The organism is Clostridium sp. TJA032 (assembly GCF_058310275.1).
In genome coordinates, this window is record NZ_JBZEFB010000003.1 from 24,495 (window position 1) to 41,475 (window position 16,981).

Genomic DNA, 16,981 nt, shown 5'->3' on the forward strand with positions numbered 1-16,981 from the left:
AATCTTATTGATTCCCATTGTCTAATTCAAGTTTATGCACATCATGAGTCCAATCTATATAAGTTGAAGGATTATAACCTTTAACTCTTGAATTTGATGCAAACATCTCTTGTGCATTTCCAAGAAGAATATAAGGTACATCTTCAGAGAATTTTAATTGCCATTCATCATAAGCTTTCTTTCTATCAGCTTCATTTGTTGTTCCTTTACCTTCTTTTAATAACTCATCTGCTTCTTCATTTCTCCATCCAATATTATTAAATCCGCCTGGTACATCTTGAGAAATTGCAAATATTCCTGATGGGTCTGGGTCTATTGAAAGATTCCAAGCACCATTATATATGTCATACTCTCTGTTATTAACTTTATCCATCATTGTTCCAAATTCCATAAGTTCTGGTGTAACTTTAACACCTATCTTCTCCCATGATTGTTGAACTATTGGAATTAATGCATCAACATATTTAGAACCAGTATAAGTTAACCATTGAAGTTCTAATTCAACTCCATCTTTATCTCTAATTCCATCTCCATTTGTATCTTTCCAACCTGCTTCATCAAGTAATTGATTAGCTTTTTCTAGGTCATATTCATACTTAGGAACATCTGGGTTATATGCCCATGAAGTAGGTAAAATATGTGAATTGTATACTTGTCCATATCCTTGATAATAAGATTGCATAAATCCTTGTCTATCTAAACCATAAAGCAATGCTTGTCTTACTTTAGGGTCTTTAACTTTATCACTTCCATAGTTAAGCCCCATGTATCCATAACCATTTTGCATGTATAAGTCTAAATTTAAGAATCCAGCTTGTTTTAATGGATCTATATTTTCTGGTTTCGCACCAACTCTATCTATATCAACTGTTCCAGCCATTAATTCTTGTAATAATGTTTGTGCATTTGTAACCTTCATTACTATATAAGGTATCTTTGGTTCTCCTTTCCAGTAATCAGCATTTTTTTCAAATTTAACTTCTTGTCCTGGTTTAAAATGAACAAACTTATAAGCTCCTGAACCAACCGGTTCTAATAATTTATCCTTAACAGCTTGGAAATTTCCTTTTTCAAATTTATAAACACTCTCTGGCATAATTCCATATTCAAAATTCCATATACCAGCTGCATCAGTTTCTTTATTCGTAAATGATATTGTGTAATCATCAATTACATTTATACCCTCAACTTTAGTTACATCACCCTTATTGTATTCTTCATAACCAACTAAATTATTTACAGCATCCATTCTTGGCCCATCATAGCTTGGATCACAAATAGAAGTAAATGTGAATGCTACATCATTTGCTGTTAGCTCTTGTCCATTTGAAAACTTAATACCTTTATTTAGTTTAAAGGTATAAGTTTTTCCATCTTCTGAAACTTCATAACTTTCTGCTACATTAGGAACAGGCTCTCCTTTTTCATTGTTAGTAATAAGCCCATCAAAGATTAATTTATTAACCCATGAATCATAAAGAGTAGATGCATATATTGGTACAAATTCACCTTTTGGGTCTGTAGTTCCCACAATCAAAGTATCTGTTCTATTTTTTGCAGCTTCTGGAAGTGCACTAGGATTTGCTGCCTCAATTCTCTCTGGCTTTGATAAGTCTTTAACAGTACCTCCTGTTTGTGTGCTACCATTTACTGCTGTTTCATTAGCTCCTCCACAACCTGTAAAAAGCATTGAAGTTGCTAAACCCGCCATTAATAACGCAACTAATTTTTTTTTCATTTAATATGCCCCCTTTAATATTTATTGTTTTGATATAACAAAATTTTAAATGCCCCATAAATAAAATATTGTTATAAAAACATACATTTAATGTTATTTTATAAATAAAGTTTTATTGTATATCTTTTATAATTTTTATCTTATAAATAAAATAAGTTAAAAATTATTTTTAATAAAATACTTAATTTAATAAATTATCAAAATAAAACTTTATATATAATTATTTTATTAAAACCAAATGTGTCCATAATAGAAAAACATTCGTCTTTCAAATTTATATTATTTGTATTTTAATTTATTTCCAATATTTTTGCAATATTGTAAAATTATTTTTTCATTATAAATATTTTCACATTTTATTATTAATTACTATTCATTTTATTAACAATATTAAATGTTTTTTAACATTAGTTTTTTATATTTTTTATCAACCTAACAATTTTTAATCATTTAATTATTAATTTCAAAGCACAAAGGCATATAAAAGCTATTATTTTATCAATTTATTATTTCTTTTCAATTTTATTAAAAAAGTTACATTTTATTTTTATATTAATGATAAGCTTTCCAAAGATTTGAATTTTTTTAGATATAGATAAAAATAAAAAAATTTTATTTTTTTTTATTAGAACTGATTTTAACTAAATTACTTAAATAATGTTTTATTCAAAATATTTTTAACGTTAAATATTTTTTAAATGTTTATCCTTTATTATAAACTCTTTAATATCTTTATAGTATAATTAAACAATCATTCTACTATGAAAGGGAGATGTTTATGAATTCTTTTGACTTTATAGGTTTCACTTTTGAACCCTCAATAGGCGTGTTAGATATAGAAACAATGGAACTTTCTTGGGTAAATAAGGTAAAAAAAGACGATGAGATTTTTAAAGGTTTACAATGCGACTTTGATTACTATTACTTTAATAATATCTTAATAATTCCAGAACCTACTCCTTCTCCAAGAATAAATTGGAATAAAAAAATTATAATAGAAAATACCTTAGAAATAGATTGTATAGGTAAAGGTAAATACATATATTTCTTTCACTTTGAAAAACTTGATAACTGTATTTTCGCCAAATCTCTAACTCTACCAGAATACATATTTTTAGAAAATAATATTTCTATTGAGTAACATAATTTATACATAAAAAATACCCTATAGAATAATCTTTTTTAGATTTTATTCTATAGGGTATTTAATTAAAGAATAAACTTTTTGTTTGTAATTGCTTCTATTATTCCCACTCAATAGTTGCTGGTGGTTTTGAAGTTACATCATAAACAATTCTGTTTACTCCCTTAACTTCATTTACTATTCTTCTTGAAACCTTATCTATAACTTCATATGGTATATGAGCCCAGTTTGAAGTCATTCCGTCTGAAGATGTAACAGCTCTTAATCCTACAGTATGACAATAAGTTCTTTCATCTCCCATAACACCAACTGATTGTATGTTAGGTAAAACTGCAAAGTATTGCCAAATTTCACTTTCAAGACCTGCTAAAGCTATTTCTTCTCTAAAGATAGCATCAGCTTCTCTAACAACTTCTAATTTATCTTCAGTAACTTCTCCTAGAACTCTTATTGCTAATCCTGGTCCTGGGAATGGCTGTCTCCATACTAAATGATGTGGAATTCCTAATTCCTCTCCTACAGCTCTTACTTCATCTTTAAATAATTCTCTTAATGGCTCTATTAATGAGAATTCCATATCTTCTGGAAGTCCTCCAACATTATGATGACTTTTTATTACTGCTGAAGTATCTGTTCCACTTTCAACAACATCTGGATAAATTGTTCCTTGAACTAAGAATTTAATATCTCCTAGCTTTCCAGCTTCTTCTTCAAAAACTCTTATGAATTCTTCACCTATAATCTTTCTCTTAGCTTCAGGTTCTGAAACTCCCTTTAATTTTCCTAAGAATCTATCTTTAGCATTAACTCTAATAAGATTCATATCAAAACCTTCTTTAAAGATTTTTTCTACTTGGTCTCCTTCATCTTTTCTTAATAGACCATGGTCAACAAAGATACAAGTTAATTGCTTTCCAACGGCTTTATGTACCATAACAGCAGCAACTGATGAATCAACACCACCTGATAATGCACATATTAACTTTTTATCTCCAACAATTTTCTTTATTTCTGCTATTTTTTCTTCAGCAAAGGAAGCCATTGACCAAGAATTTTCTAAACCACATATATTGTAAAGGAAATTTCTCATCATATCTTGGCCAAATGGAGTATGTTCAACTTCTGGGTGGAATTGAACTCCATAAAGTCTTCTTTCTTCATTTTCCATAGCAGCAACTGGACAAACATCTGTATTAGCTATTATTTTAAACCCTTCTGGTGCTTCTGCTATATAATCAGTATGACTCATCCAACAAGTTTCAGCTGATTCTATTCCCTTAAATAATTTTGAAGAATTATCTAAAGTTACATTAGTTTTTCCATATTCTCTAACTGGTGCTGTACCAACTTTTCCCCCTAAAAGATGTGCCATTAATTGGTCTCCATAGCATATTCCTAATATAGGAACATTTAAGTTAAAAATTTCCTTATCTAATGTTGGAGTATTTTCTCCATAAACTGAGTTTGGTCCTCCAGTAAAGATTATTCCCTTTGGATTTTTTTCTTTTATCTTTTCTATGCTATATGTGTAAGGTATTATTTCACAATAAACTCCACATTCTCTAACTCTTCTAGCAATTAATTGGTTATACTGTCCACCAAAGTCGACAACTAAAACTAAATCTCTCATTCGATTTCCTCCACAATTTCATTTACGTTTTATGTATAAAATATATTCAACAAGATGCTATAATCTAACATCTTGTTGAAAATTTTAATCTAATTTATTGGTTAACACTATAATTTGGTGCTTCTTTAGTTATGTTTATATCATGAGGATGACTTTCTCTAAATCCTGCTGAAGTTTGAACTACAAAATTAGCATTTTCATATAAATTTTCTAAAGTAGGTGCTCCAAGGTATCCCATACCTGACTTTATTCCACCTATTAATTGATATATAGTATCTGCTAAATGACCTTTATAAGCTATTCTTCCCTCTACTCCTTCTGGAACGAATTTTTTAGTTCCATTTTGGAAATATCTATCACTAGAACCTTTAGCCATTGCTCCAAGTGAACCCATACCTCTATAAACTTTATAACTTCTTCCTTGATATATCTCTATAGCACCTGGTGCTTCTTCACACCCTGCAAAGATTGAACCCATCATAGCTGCACAAGCTCCTGCTGCCAAAGCTTTAACTATATCTCCTGAATATTTTAATCCACCATCAGCTATTACTGGTATTCCTAATTTTTTACCTTCTTCAGCACAATCCATAACAGCTGTTAATTGAGGAACTCCAACACCTGCAACTATTCTTGTAGTACAAATTGAACCTGGTCCTATACCAACCTTAACACAATCTGCACCAGCTTCTTTTAAATCTCTTACAGCTTCTGGTGTAGCTATGTTACCAGCGATTACTTGAAGTTCTGGGTATTTAGCTTTTATTTTTTTAACCCCTTCAATAACTCCTTTTGAATGACCATGAGCTGTATCTAAGACAATAACATCAACCTTTGCCTTAACTACTGCATCAACTCTATCCATCATATCATTAGTTACACCAATTGATGCACCACATAAAAGTCTTCCCTTCTCATCCTTAGCTGCATTTGGGAAAGCCTTTGCTTTTTCTATATCTTTTATAGTTATAAGCCCTTTTAAATTATTATCATCATCAATTAAAGGTAACTTTTCTATTTTATGCTTTTTTAATATTTCTAAAGCTTCAGTTAATGTAGTTCCTTCTTTCGCAGTAACTAATGGGCTTTTTGTCATAACCTCTGAAACTTTTTTATCGTAATTTGTTTCAAATACTATATCTCTATTTGTTATGATTCCAACTAGTTTTCCTTCTCTTGTTACAGGAACTCCTGAAATTCTATATTGAGCCATTAAATCTAAAGCTTCGCTTACTGTGTGATCTTCTGATAAGAATATTGGATCTGTTATTACTCCATTTTCTTGTCTTTTTACTCTATCAACCTCTTTTGCTTGGTCCTCTATTGTCATATTCTTGTGGATTATTCCAATTCCACCTTCTCTAGCCATAGCAATTGCCATCTTAGATTCAGTAACTGTATCCATACTTGCACTCATTAATGGAATATTTAATTGAATTTTTTTAGTTAATTGAGTTTTTAAAGAAACCTCATTAGGTAGGACCTCTGATTTGTTTGGTACTAATAATACATCATCAAATGTATATGCTGTTTTTAATATTCTTGCCATACTATCGCCTCCACACAATATCTTTAAGTTAATTACGTACAATTGAATTTTTAATGTTTCTACCTTTTTTAAATTCCAATTTATTTTTTGAAAGCAAACTTGCAAATATACATAAAGAATGAATTTTAGTGTTCAAAAAAAAGCATAATAACTCCTAAGTGAAGTTAATATGCTTATAGTACCCCTATAGTATATCAAATTCACTCATAGACGGAAATTTAAGGTTCCCGGTAGAAACGCCTTGCCCTATTCAAAGCTTATACGAGTTTATTTATATTCCGTTTTGTTTAATTTTTATTTATTATAATCTATGAAATAAAGCTTGTCAATAAAATGCATAAAATAAATTCCAAAACTTATTTATTGCATTTTTTAATTCAAAAATGACTATAAACGAAATAAAAATTGCATTTTAACCTCAAAAAAATAATTTATCAAAGAATTTTTACTTTTATTTACACACAAACATTTTTATATTCTTCCAAAAAATCTTACATATTTAATTAATTATAAATTAACATGAAAAAATTTACTTTCTTTTACTATTTATATTCCCTTTAAAATTTTATCCTTAATATAAATAAATTTATATTAAAAATATACTTTAAATATATTATGCTCTAAACCATATCTATAAATACTAATTAAAATAAACTCTAATAAAAATTATAATTTAGAAACTTACATTGTAAAATTTATTAAATAAAATATAAATAAGCTATTGCATCACCAAAAAATATTAGTATTGTAGTTGATATTGAAATAAAAGGAACAAAAGCTATTTTATCATTTAATTTATTATTTCTAAAAATAATAAATATTAAGCAAAAGATTCCTCCTACTATAAAAGATAAAAATATATTCACTATTGATAATTCAACACCTAAAAATATTCCAGAAATAGCATATACCTCTCCATCTCCACTCCCTATAGAGCCAGTAATTTTACTTAAAATTGATATAAATAAAAAAGATATCAAAAACCCAAGTAAATAATTAAATATACTATTGTTAAATATAATTTTTTCAAAAAAAATAAATATTATTCCTAAAACAATAGCTGGATAAGTTGTAATTGCATATATATACTGTGTTTCATAATCAATTAATGCAATCAACATAAGAAAGGTTATTAAAGAGATATACTTAACCGTAAAAAAAGACATACCATAAAATTTATAAATAAATGAATATAGTAATCCCATGATTACCATGACTATAAATTTAGTTATGTATCTTTTTTTATTTAATAATATATATTTAATCTTTGATTTAATATAGGTAATAGTATATATCTTACTTATATATTTAAAACTTTTATAGTATTTATAAGCAAAATATCTTAATGATTTATAATTTTCTTTCTGAATATAATCTGAAATTATATTTAAACACCAACCACTTAATAATCCAATGAAAAAAAATATTATATACAAGCTTCCTCCTCTTTTAATATTATTTCATAATCCTATAATTTAAATAAAAGGATATAACTTTAAAATTATATCCTTTTAAAAACTTAAACTATTGTAACCTCAACTTTCTTACCATCAGTTATATTAGCTAAATAAGCTTCTCCTTTCTGTGGCTTTTCTAATCCATCAAGTAAATCACTTAACTTTTCTTTTCCTTCACCGCTTATACCATTTATACTTATAGAATCCTCTTCTACAGTTATTTTTATTTCTTCTTCTTGTTCACTTATAGCTTCTTCAGCAAGAAGCATTTCAATAGAACGTTCTATTGTCATACAGTTTTGCTTATCCACCTTATTCTTTGCACTTTCTTTAATATAAGAAAAATTAGGTGCTATAACTGTTAGTATTATAGCCATAATAGCTAATACTACTGTTAATTCTATTAAGGTAAAGCCTTTTTTCTTTTTACTAATTTTAAATTTCCATTTAAATTTTTTCATATTACACTCCTTTAAATGTTATATAATTTTTATCTATAATTATTAACATTTAAAGGTTTTATATACAAAAAAAAGAAGATTCTTTTAAGAATCTTCTTTTTTTATATCATTAGTATTTTTTCACTTCATATAGTTTGTCTAATTTAAAGTCATTAGTATTTCTAATGCCATCTTAATGTTTTTAAATACAAAGGTTCATATGTAGAATTTAAATCATTAGTAAAATTTAAATCATTAGTTTTATAAGTTTCTCTTAATAATTATATTATCTCATGTACTTATAAATCTTTTGTACTTTATATTTGTATACTAACATATTAATTTCCATTTGTCTACAAAATAATACAATATTTATTATTTTTTTTAATAATTATATTATTAAAAACTTTTATCAATCAAAAATTAATACTTTTAATTACAATTATTAATAAAAATCAACTTCTTTTTCGACATTTGTTACATTTATAGTCTTATATGTATATATTTTCTCTATAAAAGAAAAAAAGATGGCAATTTCTTGCCATCTTTTTTTTAATACATTCCGTCCATTCCCATTCCAGGTGCTTGTGGAATTTCTTTTTCAGGTATATCTGCTACTGCTGCTTCTGTTGTTAAGAAGGTTGAAGCTACAGATGCTGCATTTTGAAGTGCTGATCTTGTAACTTTAGTTGGGTCTACTATTCCTGCTTTAATCATATCCTTATAGTCTCCTCTTAAAGCATCAAAACCTACTCCTAAAGCACTACCTTTAACTTTTTCAATTATAACAGAGCCTTCTAAGCCAGCATTATGAGCTATTTGTCTCATAGGTTCTTCTAAAGACCTTACTATTATATTTATACCAACTTGTTCATCCGGTATATCTGAATTTAATTTTGAAACTTCATTTATAACATTAACATAAGCTGTTCCACCACCAGGAACTATACCTTCTTCTACAGCAGCTTTAGTTGCAGCTAAGGCATCTTCTATTCTTAATTTACTTTCTTTTAACTCTGTTTCTGTAGCTGCACCAACTTTAACTACTGCAACTCCTCCAGCTAATTTTGCTAATCTTTCTTGTAATTTTTCCTTATCAAATTCTGAAGATGTAGCATCTAATTGTAATTTTATTTGATTAATTCTATTTTTAATTTCTTCTGAATTTCCTCTTCCATTTACAATTGTAGTACTCTCTTTAGTAATCTTAACACTTTCAGCTTCTCCTAGCATATCTAATGTAGCTTCTTTTAAATCTCCTCCCACTTCATCAGATATTAAAATACCTCCAGTTAAAGTTGCTATATCTTGTAACATCTCTTTTCTTCTATCACCAAATCCTGGTGCTTTAACTGCAACACAAGTAAAAGTTCCTCTTAATTTATTAACAACTAATGTAGTCATAGCTTCTCCTTCTATGTCATCAGCTATTATTAAAAGTTTTTTACCTGCTTGAACTATTTGTTCAAGTAATGGTAGTAATTCTTGAATATTACTTATTTTTTTATCTGTAATTAATATTAAAGGATTGTCTAAAATGGCTTCCATTTTTTCTGTATCTGTAACCATATAAGCAGAAACATATCCTCTATCAAATTGCATACCTTCAACAACATCTAATTCAGTACCCATTGATTTAGATTCTTCTACAGTTATAACACCTTCATTTCCAACCTTCTCCATAGCATCTGCAATTAGCTTACCTATTTTTTCATCAGCTGCTGAAATTGCAGCAACTCTAGCTATATCTTCTTTTCCATTTACAGGTTTAGAAATTTTTTGTATTTCTTCTACAGCCTTTTCAACTGCTGTTTTAATTCCATTTCTTATTAAAATAGGATTTGCACCTGCAGTTACATTTTTTAATCCTTCTCTTATAATAGCTTGTGCTAATAATGTAGCTGTAGTTGTACCATCCCCTGCAACATCATTAGTTTTTGTAGCTACTTCTTTAACAAGTTGAGCTCCCATATTTTCATAAGCATCTTCAAGTTCAATTTCTCTTGCTATAGTAACACCATCATTTGTTATTAATGGTGAACCAAATTTTTTATCTAAAATAACATTTCTTCCTTTTGGTCCTAATGTAACCTTAACAGTGTTAGCTAATTTATCTACACCAGCTTGCATAGATCTTCTTGCTTCTTCACCGAATAATAATGTTTTAGCCATACTAATTTACCTCCCAAATCTATCATGAATATATAAATCACTTATATTTAACTATTCAACTATTGCTAATATATCATCTTGTCTTAATATAGTGTATTCTTCACCTTCAAATTTAACTTCTGTTCCTGCATACTTAGAGTATAATACTTTATCTCCAACTTTAACTTCCATTTCGCTTCTTTTTCCATCAACTATAGCTCCTGGACCTACTGCAATAACCTCTGCCTCTTGTGGTCTTTCTTTAGCTGTTCCAGTAACAATTATTCCACTTTTAGTGGTTTCCTCAGCCTCTAGTCTTTTAATAACAACTCTGTCTCCTAGTGGTCTAATATTCATTAAAAACCCTCCTTAAAAATGCTAATTTATTTAGCACTCTTTATTATAGAGTGCTAATTCTTACTATTATCATATAATTTACCAGTTGTAAATTCAATAAGTAAATTTATTTATTTAGAATATATTAGTATTATTTTCTATCTTTAAATTAATTTATCTTAATATTTCTTCTATTCTTTTGAAATTTCTTTAATTTACATATTTAAAGATTTATAATTATTAAATTATAAAATAATATCATATATTTAAAGCTTACGTACTATAAATTAATACTAAAACTTTTATTAAAATATGTATTTTTGTTTATTATTTAATAAAAAAGTCTAGAATTAAAAAAATAATTATTTAAAGGAGTACGTAATGTTTAAAACTTTAAAGGATTTTATATTTTCAATCTACCTTTTAATAAGCTCTATAATAATTTCAGTACTTATAACATTAAATATATCCCCTATTATCTATTATATACTTATTAAATTTAATAAAATACCAAAATTTAATAATATTAGCACTAATGAACTTTTAAAAGATTATAAAAATATAATAAATTACTTAAATTCACCTGAAATTGAAATTCTTAAATTTAACAACTTCAAAATTAGCAATATAGGGCAAATTCACTTTTTTGAAGTTAAAGAAATATTTTCATCCTTATATTTAATGGCTTTAATATCTATAATAATAGGTATTTTAATTTATGTATTTTTTAAAAAGTCTAACTCAAACCTTTCCTTTAAAGGTTTTAATATGTTCTTTTATGAAGTTATATTGATATTTTTCACTTTAATTATTTCTTTTTATATAAACTTTTCAAAATTATTTACCATTTTTCATAAAATATTTTTTAATAATGACTACTGGATTTTTGACCCTAAAAAAGATGAAATAATAAATGTCTTACCTGAATCCTATTTTTTATTGTTAGCTTTATTTATATTATTTTTAGTAATGATATTTTCCATAATATCAAAAATTTTTTACACTATAAAAATAAAAAAACTAAAATCTACCTTTATTAAATAAAATATTAAAATTAAAGCTTTTAAATTAAAAAAAGCTTTAAAATAAGGTTTTTTTAATTTTAAATATATGTATTATAATATTTAATAATATTATATTTATTTAAAGGTGGTTAACTTGACTAAAGAAAATATTTGTAATCTTTGTAAAAGGAGTGTTCCAGAAGTTACAAAACATCATTTAATACCTCTTGAAAAGAAGAAATTTAATGAGGAAGTAATTTCTCTTTGTATTCCCTGTCATAAGCAAATTCACGCTCTTTTTAGCAATTATGAATTATCTTTTAGACTTAATTCTCTTGAGAGAATTAAAGAAGAAGAAAAAATAAAAAAATATCTAAACTTTATTAGAAAACAACCTGGAGAAGCAGATATCTCAATAAAAAAATCAAAAGCTTTAAGAAAAAAAGGACGATATTATTAAAATAAAAAAGAGCTTAAATAACTAAGCTCTTTTTTTATTTAAAGTTTTATTCCATTTTCTCTAGCATAATAAAATAAATACTGTTGAGCAAATCCTGAGTATTCTCCAAATCTTTCTCTTGCAAAAATTCTTATTTTATTTAAAGAAGCATCATCAGCACCATAAAAATGCATCATTGCTCTTTTAACCCATACATCTACAGGAAATGCAGAACTTTTTTTCATGGAAAATAACATTATACAGTCTGCAACCTTTGCTCCAACTCCCATAAATTCTTGAAGTCCTTTATGACAGTTATCAGCATCCATATTGCTTATCTTTTCTAAATCATATTTTTCTAGTATTTCAACTATGTCCTCTTCAGGTGCATTTAATATTCCTTTCTTAGCTAACTCACAATCATATATCTTTTTAGTTGTATCAACTATATACTTACTTCTAAATGAAGCCCCTGTTTCCCTTATATCATCAATTGATGCTTTAGATAAACTTTCTGGACTTGGAAATGAATAATAGTCTTTGCCTTTATACTCTATTTTATTTCCCCATCTTTCACTTATTTTCTTTATTGTTTTTGAAATAACAGGAATACTATTTCTAGCTGATATTATAAATGATATAACAAGTTCAAAGGGTTCTTGATTTAATATTCTTATACCATATCCAAATTCAACAGCACTTTTTAAAGTTTCATCCCAAGATAAAGCTTCTTTAACCTTTGAATAATCCCTTTTTAAGTCAAAATAATCAATCCATATATTTTCAAAATCTTCTTTGTTAGTATTATATATTATTACATCATCTCCCTTTTGAGATACTTCTATAACCCTACCAAAGGCAACACCTATGTATGAATTATTTTCTGTTTTTTCCCATCTAAAACATTGACCACACTCAAAAACTTGTTTTATATTAAAATTTTTAGTTTCTCTTAAGATAACTTCATTATCTTTATATTCTACACTTTTAAAATCCATTTTTTTCACCTATCTTTCTCTTTGTATAATTTCATCTAAAATTTCAGCTGCTGTTTCTATCATAACTATGCATCTTTTGTCATCATCTTTTCTATATTTAGCTTTTAAATCAATACAATTATAATATCCTAATTTATCATAAAACTTTTTCATAAATTCTTCTGTTAAAGCTTTTGTCTTAGGACTTTGGTGTCCTCTATCTTCAGTAAACATAACTCCTAAAACTCCAGCTGCTCCAGTTATAGCCCCACAGATATTTCCTATAGCTAATCCTCCACCAAAAGAAGACATTACCTTTAAAGTTTCCTTTGATAAATTTAAATTATATTCTTCATTTGCAGCATACATTATGCACTCTGCACAATTTAAGTCATGCTTTTTATCCCACTTTTCTCTAGCTTTTTCAACTAACATGTTATACCTCCAAAATAAAGTTTAATTTCTATAAAACCTTATCTCATAAAATTAATTTTAAAAGTCATTAACTTAAATAATAACCTCATACTACTAATATTATACTAATAAGAGTTATTAATAAATAGTATTTAATAATATAAAATAAACCTAAAGAAACTAAAATACTTTAATTTCTTTAGGTTTATTTTTAATTCTTAATATTCTTTTTATTTCCTTTAAATGTGTCAAATAATATGCTTATAGCAATTAATATCATAAATCCAGAAATAACTATAGGCTTTGATAAAAATATAGTTAAATGTCCTAATAAAGGTATGTGAAATAAAACTTTTCCTATAAAATTTTCTTCATTAACTAAGCCACTATCTTCAACATTGTTATTATCACCTTTTGTTATAAATCCATCATCCTTTTTTCCTATTACTCTATGAGTAACCACATTCCCCTCAGATTTAAATGTTATAATATCTCCTTCTTTAATTTCATTAAAATTAGTATTTTTAACAACAACTAAATCTCCTGTTTTTATTTTAGGCTCCATACTACCACTTAATATTGTATAAGTTCTAAAGCCAACAGTTTTAAAGATTTTATCTGATTTACTCATAAAATTATTTATTAAAATTATAATTAAACAAAAAATAATTATGTAATATATTATATTAAATAAACTCTTATTTTTCATAAATTCACCTATCTCTGAATAAAAATATAAAATTACAATATATGTATATTCTAATAAATCGAAAAATATTCCTATTTTTTTGAAATAAACTATAAACTCTTTTTTAATTAATTTAAAAATTAAGAAAATAAAAAGAGGTTGATAAATATCAACCTCTAAATTTACTGCAATCTAAAAAATTATATTAATTCTACATTATAAAATTTCAATAATTAAGCTTTATAGTCATAGAATCCTTTACCTGTTTTTCTTCCTAGCCATCCAGCTCTAACATATTTTCTTAATAAGCTATGTGCTCTATATTTAGAATCACCAGTTTCCTTAAATAATACATCCATTATAGCTAAACAAACATCTAAACCAATTAAATCTCCTAAAGCTAAAGGTCCCATAGGGTGATTAGCTCCTAATTTCATTGAAGTATCTATATCTTCAATAGATGCTATATTTTCTGCATATATTCCAACTGCTTCATTTATCATAGGAATAAGAATTCTGTTAACAACAAAACCTGGTGCTTCAGCAACTTCTACTGGAGTTTTACCTATAGCTTCTGATATAGCTTTAACCTTTTCAAAAGTTTCTTGTGAAGTAGCCATACCTCTTATAACTTCTACTAATTTCATTATTGTTGCAGGATTAAAGAAATGCATTCCTATAACTTTATCTGGTCTATTTGTAGCAGATGCTACTTCTGTTATTGATAAAGAAGATGTATTTGAAGCTAAAATAGCTTCTTCTTTACATATCTTATCTAGCTCTGCAAAGATTTGTTTTTTAATGTCCATATTTTCTACTGCAGCTTCTATAATTAAATCACAATCTGCAGCTAGACCTAAATCAGTAGTTCCTGTAATTTTTGATAAAATAGCCTCTTTATCTTCTTCAGTTATTTTTCCTTTAGAAACTAATTTAGTTAACCCTTTATTAATCCCTGCTAATCCTCTATCAACAAATTCATCTTTTATATCTCTAACAATTACTTCATATCCTTTTTGTGCAAATGCTTGAACTATTCCAGCTCCCATTGTACCTGCACCAATCACAAAAATCTTTTCCATATTAAACTCCTCCTAAATACTCTTTATTAGACTTTTAATTTTAAAAGTCATACACCATAAATTGAAAAATTTTATAAGTTTACCCTTTTTATATTTATATATTTATTTATATTAAGCTTCTTCCTTCATAGCCTTTAACTGTGCTATAAATTCTGGAACAACCTTATTTACATCTCCAACTATTGCATAATCTGCAATTTTCATTATAGGAGCATTAGCATCTTTATTTATAGCTATTATCATATCTGAGTCTTGCATACCTGCGGCATGTTGAATTGCACCTGATATACCACAAGCTACATATATACTTGGTCTAACAGTTTTACCAGTTTGTCCAACTTGATAATCTTTATCTATCCAACCCTTTTCTACTGCTGCTCTTGAAGCTGCAATTGATCCATTCATAACTTCTGCTAATTCCTTAAGCATCTTAAAGTTTTCTTCTGAACCTATTCCTCTACCACCAGCAACTAATACGTTAGCTTCTGATATATCGACAATATCTTTATGTTCTTTAACTATTTTAACTATTTTTGTTCTTATATCCTCTTCATTAAATTTTATATCAACTTTTTCTACAGTAGCATCATTTTCACCTAAAGGAAGCTTTTCAAAAACTCCTGGTCTTACTGTAGCCATTTGTGGTCTATGTTCTGGACATACTATTGTAGCCATTAAATTACCACCAAAAGCTGGTCTTGTTGCTAATAAATCTCCATTTTCAACATCAACGTCTAAAGATGTACAATCTGCTGTTAATCCAGTTTCTAATCTTGCAGCAACTCTTGGACCTAAATCTCTTCCTATAAAAGTTGCTCCTATAAAAATTATATTTGGTTTTCTATCCTTAGCTAATTCACATATAGCTTTTGTATAACCATCAGTTGTATAGTGTTCTAACTCTTTATCTTCTACAACTAAAACTTCATCTGCCCCATGTCTTGATAAATCTTCAACTAAGTTTTCAACATTACTTCCTATTAATAAAGCTGTTAACTTTGACCCTAATTTATCAGCTATTTTTCTACCTTCACCTAATAATTCTAGTGAAACTTTTTGTAATTGACCTTCTCTTTGCTCAGCAAAAACCCAAACGCCATTAAAATCTGCTTTATTCATCTTAAATACCTCCCATAATCTTAGATATAGTGCTTTTCTTTTAATTTACCTAGTACATAATTAACTGAATCCTTAGGTGATTCCTTAACTATCTCTCCTGCACCCTTAGCCTCTTTAGTCATTGATTTTTTAACCTTTGTTGGTGAACCCTTTAATCCTAATTGAGACTTGTCTACATCTATATCATCAGCTGACCATACTAAGATTTCATCATCAGATGTATCAAATATATTTTTAACATTCATATATCTTGGTTCATTTAATTCTTTTATTGCAGTTAAAAGTACTGGTTGTTTAACTTTTATTAATTCATATCCATCTTCTAAAGCTCTATTTACTAATAAGCCATCTTCTTCAACTTTAACACCTTGAACATAAGTTACTTGAGGGATATTTAAGTGTTCAGCTATTTCAGGCCCAACTTGTGCAGTATCACCATCTATAGCTTGTCTTCCTGCAAATATTATGTCATAATCTAATTTCTTTAATGCTCCTGCTAAAGCCTTTGATGTAGCTAATGTATCTGCTCCTGCAAAAGCTCTATCAGTTATAAGAATTGCTTTATCTGCTCCCATACATAAAGCTTCTCTTAAAGCTAATTTAGCTTGAGGTGGTCCCATACTTAAAACAGTTACTTCTGCTCCATTATTATCCTTTAATTGTAAGGCAGCTTCTAAAGCGTGCTTATCTTCTGGGTTTATTATTGATGGAACTCCATCTCTTATAAGAGTTCCTGTTTTTGGATCTATTTTAACAGCTGTTGTATCTGGTACTTGTTTTAAACAAACTACTATTTTCATCTCAAAGCCCTCC

The 16,981-nt window shown here is 27.3% G+C and carries 16 protein-coding genes and 1 riboswitch; of the genes, 3 read left to right on the forward strand and 13 right to left on the reverse strand.

Features of this window, described 5'->3' with window-relative positions:
• Nucleotides 1-4 precede the first annotated feature (4 nt).
• Nucleotides 5-1,738: an ABC transporter substrate-binding protein gene (locus AC4FRL_RS08395; RefSeq protein WP_491139786.1), complete on the reverse strand. Its 1,734-nt coding sequence runs from the start codon at nt 1,736-1,738 to the stop codon at nt 5-7.
• A 778-nt stretch (nt 1,739-2,516) separates the two neighbouring features.
• Here AC4FRL_RS08395 and AC4FRL_RS08400 point away from each other — a divergent pair.
• Nucleotides 2,517-2,879 (forward strand): hypothetical protein, encoded by a 363-nt coding sequence (locus AC4FRL_RS08400; protein WP_491139787.1) that lies wholly within the window; start codon nt 2,517-2,519, stop codon nt 2,877-2,879.
• Between the two features lie 103 nt (nt 2,880-2,982).
• Here the strand turns inward: AC4FRL_RS08400 and guaA are convergent, their stop codons facing one another.
• From guaA to groES, 6 genes are all read right to left on the reverse strand, one after another.
• Nucleotides 2,983-4,512: a glutamine-hydrolyzing GMP synthase gene (gene guaA / locus AC4FRL_RS08405; protein WP_491139788.1), complete on the reverse strand. Its 1,530-nt coding sequence runs from the start codon at nt 4,510-4,512 to the stop codon at nt 2,983-2,985.
• Nucleotides 4,513-4,606: 94 nt separating this feature from the next.
• Nucleotides 4,607-6,061, reverse strand: coding sequence for an IMP dehydrogenase (gene guaB / locus AC4FRL_RS08410; protein ID WP_491139789.1), 1,455 nt, complete (start codon nt 6,059-6,061; stop codon nt 4,607-4,609).
• A gap of 187 nt (nt 6,062-6,248) precedes the next feature.
• Nucleotides 6,249-6,346: riboswitch (purine riboswitch) on the reverse strand.
• Between the two features lie 413 nt (nt 6,347-6,759).
• Nucleotides 6,760-7,497 carry a prepilin peptidase gene (locus tag AC4FRL_RS08415; RefSeq protein WP_491139790.1) on the reverse strand — a complete coding sequence of 246 codons (738 nt, stop codon included), beginning with the start codon at nt 7,495-7,497 and terminating at the stop codon, nt 6,760-6,762.
• An 83-nt stretch (nt 7,498-7,580) separates the two neighbouring features.
• Nucleotides 7,581-7,979, reverse strand: a complete 399-nt coding sequence (locus AC4FRL_RS08420; protein ID WP_491139791.1) for a type II secretion system protein — start codon at nt 7,977-7,979, stop codon at nt 7,581-7,583.
• A 531-nt stretch (nt 7,980-8,510) separates the two neighbouring features.
• Nucleotides 8,511-10,130 carry a chaperonin GroEL gene (gene groL / locus AC4FRL_RS08425; protein ID WP_491139792.1) on the reverse strand — a complete coding sequence of 540 codons (1,620 nt, stop codon included), beginning with the start codon at nt 10,128-10,130 and terminating at the stop codon, nt 8,511-8,513.
• Nucleotides 10,131-10,181: 51 nt separating this feature from the next.
• Nucleotides 10,182-10,466, reverse strand: a complete 285-nt coding sequence (gene groES / locus AC4FRL_RS08430; protein WP_491139793.1) for a co-chaperone GroES — start codon at nt 10,464-10,466, stop codon at nt 10,182-10,184.
• A 360-nt stretch (nt 10,467-10,826) separates the two neighbouring features.
• Here groES and AC4FRL_RS08435 point away from each other — a divergent pair, with 360 nt between their 5' ends.
• Nucleotides 10,827-11,489 (forward strand): TIGR01906 family membrane protein, encoded by a 663-nt coding sequence (locus AC4FRL_RS08435; RefSeq protein WP_491139794.1) that lies wholly within the window; start codon nt 10,827-10,829, stop codon nt 11,487-11,489.
• Between the two features lie 114 nt (nt 11,490-11,603).
• Nucleotides 11,604-11,909, forward strand: coding sequence for an HNH endonuclease (locus AC4FRL_RS08440; RefSeq protein ID WP_491139795.1), 306 nt, complete (start codon nt 11,604-11,606; stop codon nt 11,907-11,909).
• Between the two features lie 38 nt (nt 11,910-11,947).
• Here AC4FRL_RS08440 and AC4FRL_RS08445 read toward each other — a convergent pair whose 3' ends face one another.
• From AC4FRL_RS08445 to AC4FRL_RS08470, 6 genes are all read right to left on the reverse strand, one after another.
• Nucleotides 11,948-12,886, reverse strand: a complete 939-nt coding sequence (locus tag AC4FRL_RS08445; protein ID WP_491139796.1) for a DNA-3-methyladenine glycosylase family protein — start codon at nt 12,884-12,886, stop codon at nt 11,948-11,950.
• 9 nt (nt 12,887-12,895) lie between these two features.
• The gene (locus tag AC4FRL_RS08450) at nt 12,896-13,300 is read right to left on the reverse strand and encodes a C-GCAxxG-C-C family protein (RefSeq protein WP_491139797.1); all 405 of its coding nucleotides are present in this window, start codon (nt 13,298-13,300) and stop codon (nt 12,896-12,898) included.
• 190 nt (nt 13,301-13,490) lie between these two features.
• Nucleotides 13,491-13,988 carry a signal peptidase I gene (locus AC4FRL_RS08455; protein ID WP_491139798.1) on the reverse strand — a complete coding sequence of 166 codons (498 nt, stop codon included), beginning with the start codon at nt 13,986-13,988 and terminating at the stop codon, nt 13,491-13,493.
• Between the two features lie 212 nt (nt 13,989-14,200).
• Nucleotides 14,201-15,049 carry a 3-hydroxybutyryl-CoA dehydrogenase gene (locus AC4FRL_RS08460; RefSeq protein ID WP_491139799.1) on the reverse strand — a complete coding sequence of 283 codons (849 nt, stop codon included), beginning with the start codon at nt 15,047-15,049 and terminating at the stop codon, nt 14,201-14,203.
• 111 nt (nt 15,050-15,160) lie between these two features.
• A complete protein-coding gene (locus tag AC4FRL_RS08465) occupies nt 15,161-16,168 on the reverse strand; it encodes an electron transfer flavoprotein subunit alpha/FixB family protein (protein ID WP_491139800.1) in 1,008 nt (335 codons plus the stop codon).
• Nucleotides 16,169-16,188: 20 nt separating this feature from the next.
• Complete coding sequence (locus AC4FRL_RS08470; RefSeq protein ID WP_491139801.1) at nt 16,189-16,968, reverse strand: electron transfer flavoprotein subunit beta; 780 nt, start codon at nt 16,966-16,968, stop codon at nt 16,189-16,191.
• Nucleotides 16,969-16,981: the final 13 nt, after the last annotated feature.

Bases quoted from the DNA above. Each gene is read 5' to 3' on its own strand.
- AC4FRL_RS08395 (WP_491139786.1), bottom strand. From the start codon at position 1,738: ATGAAAAAAAAATTAGTTGCGTTATTAATGGCGGGTTTAGCAACTTCA.
- AC4FRL_RS08400 (WP_491139787.1), top strand. From the start codon at position 2,517: ATGAATTCTTTTGACTTTATAGGTTTCACTTTTGAACCCTCAATAGGC.
- guaA (WP_491139788.1), bottom strand. From the start codon at position 4,512: ATGAGAGATTTAGTTTTAGTTGTCGACTTTGGTGGACAGTATAACCAA.
- guaB (WP_491139789.1), bottom strand. From the start codon at position 6,061: ATGGCAAGAATATTAAAAACAGCATATACATTTGATGATGTATTATTA.
- AC4FRL_RS08420 (WP_491139791.1), bottom strand. From the start codon at position 7,979: ATGAAAAAATTTAAATGGAAATTTAAAATTAGTAAAAAGAAAAAAGGC.
- groL (WP_491139792.1), bottom strand. From the start codon at position 10,130: ATGGCTAAAACATTATTATTCGGTGAAGAAGCAAGAAGATCTATGCAA.
- groES (WP_491139793.1), bottom strand. From the start codon at position 10,466: ATGAATATTAGACCACTAGGAGACAGAGTTGTTATTAAAAGACTAGAG.
- AC4FRL_RS08435 (WP_491139794.1), top strand. From the start codon at position 10,827: ATGTTTAAAACTTTAAAGGATTTTATATTTTCAATCTACCTTTTAATA.
- AC4FRL_RS08445 (WP_491139796.1), bottom strand. From the start codon at position 12,886: ATGGATTTTAAAAGTGTAGAATATAAAGATAATGAAGTTATCTTAAGA.
- AC4FRL_RS08450 (WP_491139797.1), bottom strand. From the start codon at position 13,300: ATGTTAGTTGAAAAAGCTAGAGAAAAGTGGGATAAAAAGCATGACTTA.
- AC4FRL_RS08455 (WP_491139798.1), bottom strand. From the start codon at position 13,988: ATGAAAAATAAGAGTTTATTTAATATAATATATTACATAATTATTTTT.
- AC4FRL_RS08460 (WP_491139799.1), bottom strand. From the start codon at position 15,049: ATGGAAAAGATTTTTGTGATTGGTGCAGGTACAATGGGAGCTGGAATA.
- AC4FRL_RS08465 (WP_491139800.1), bottom strand. From the start codon at position 16,168: ATGAATAAAGCAGATTTTAATGGCGTTTGGGTTTTTGCTGAGCAAAGA.
- AC4FRL_RS08470 (WP_491139801.1), bottom strand. From the start codon at position 16,968: ATGAAAATAGTAGTTTGTTTAAAACAAGTACCAGATACAACAGCTGTT.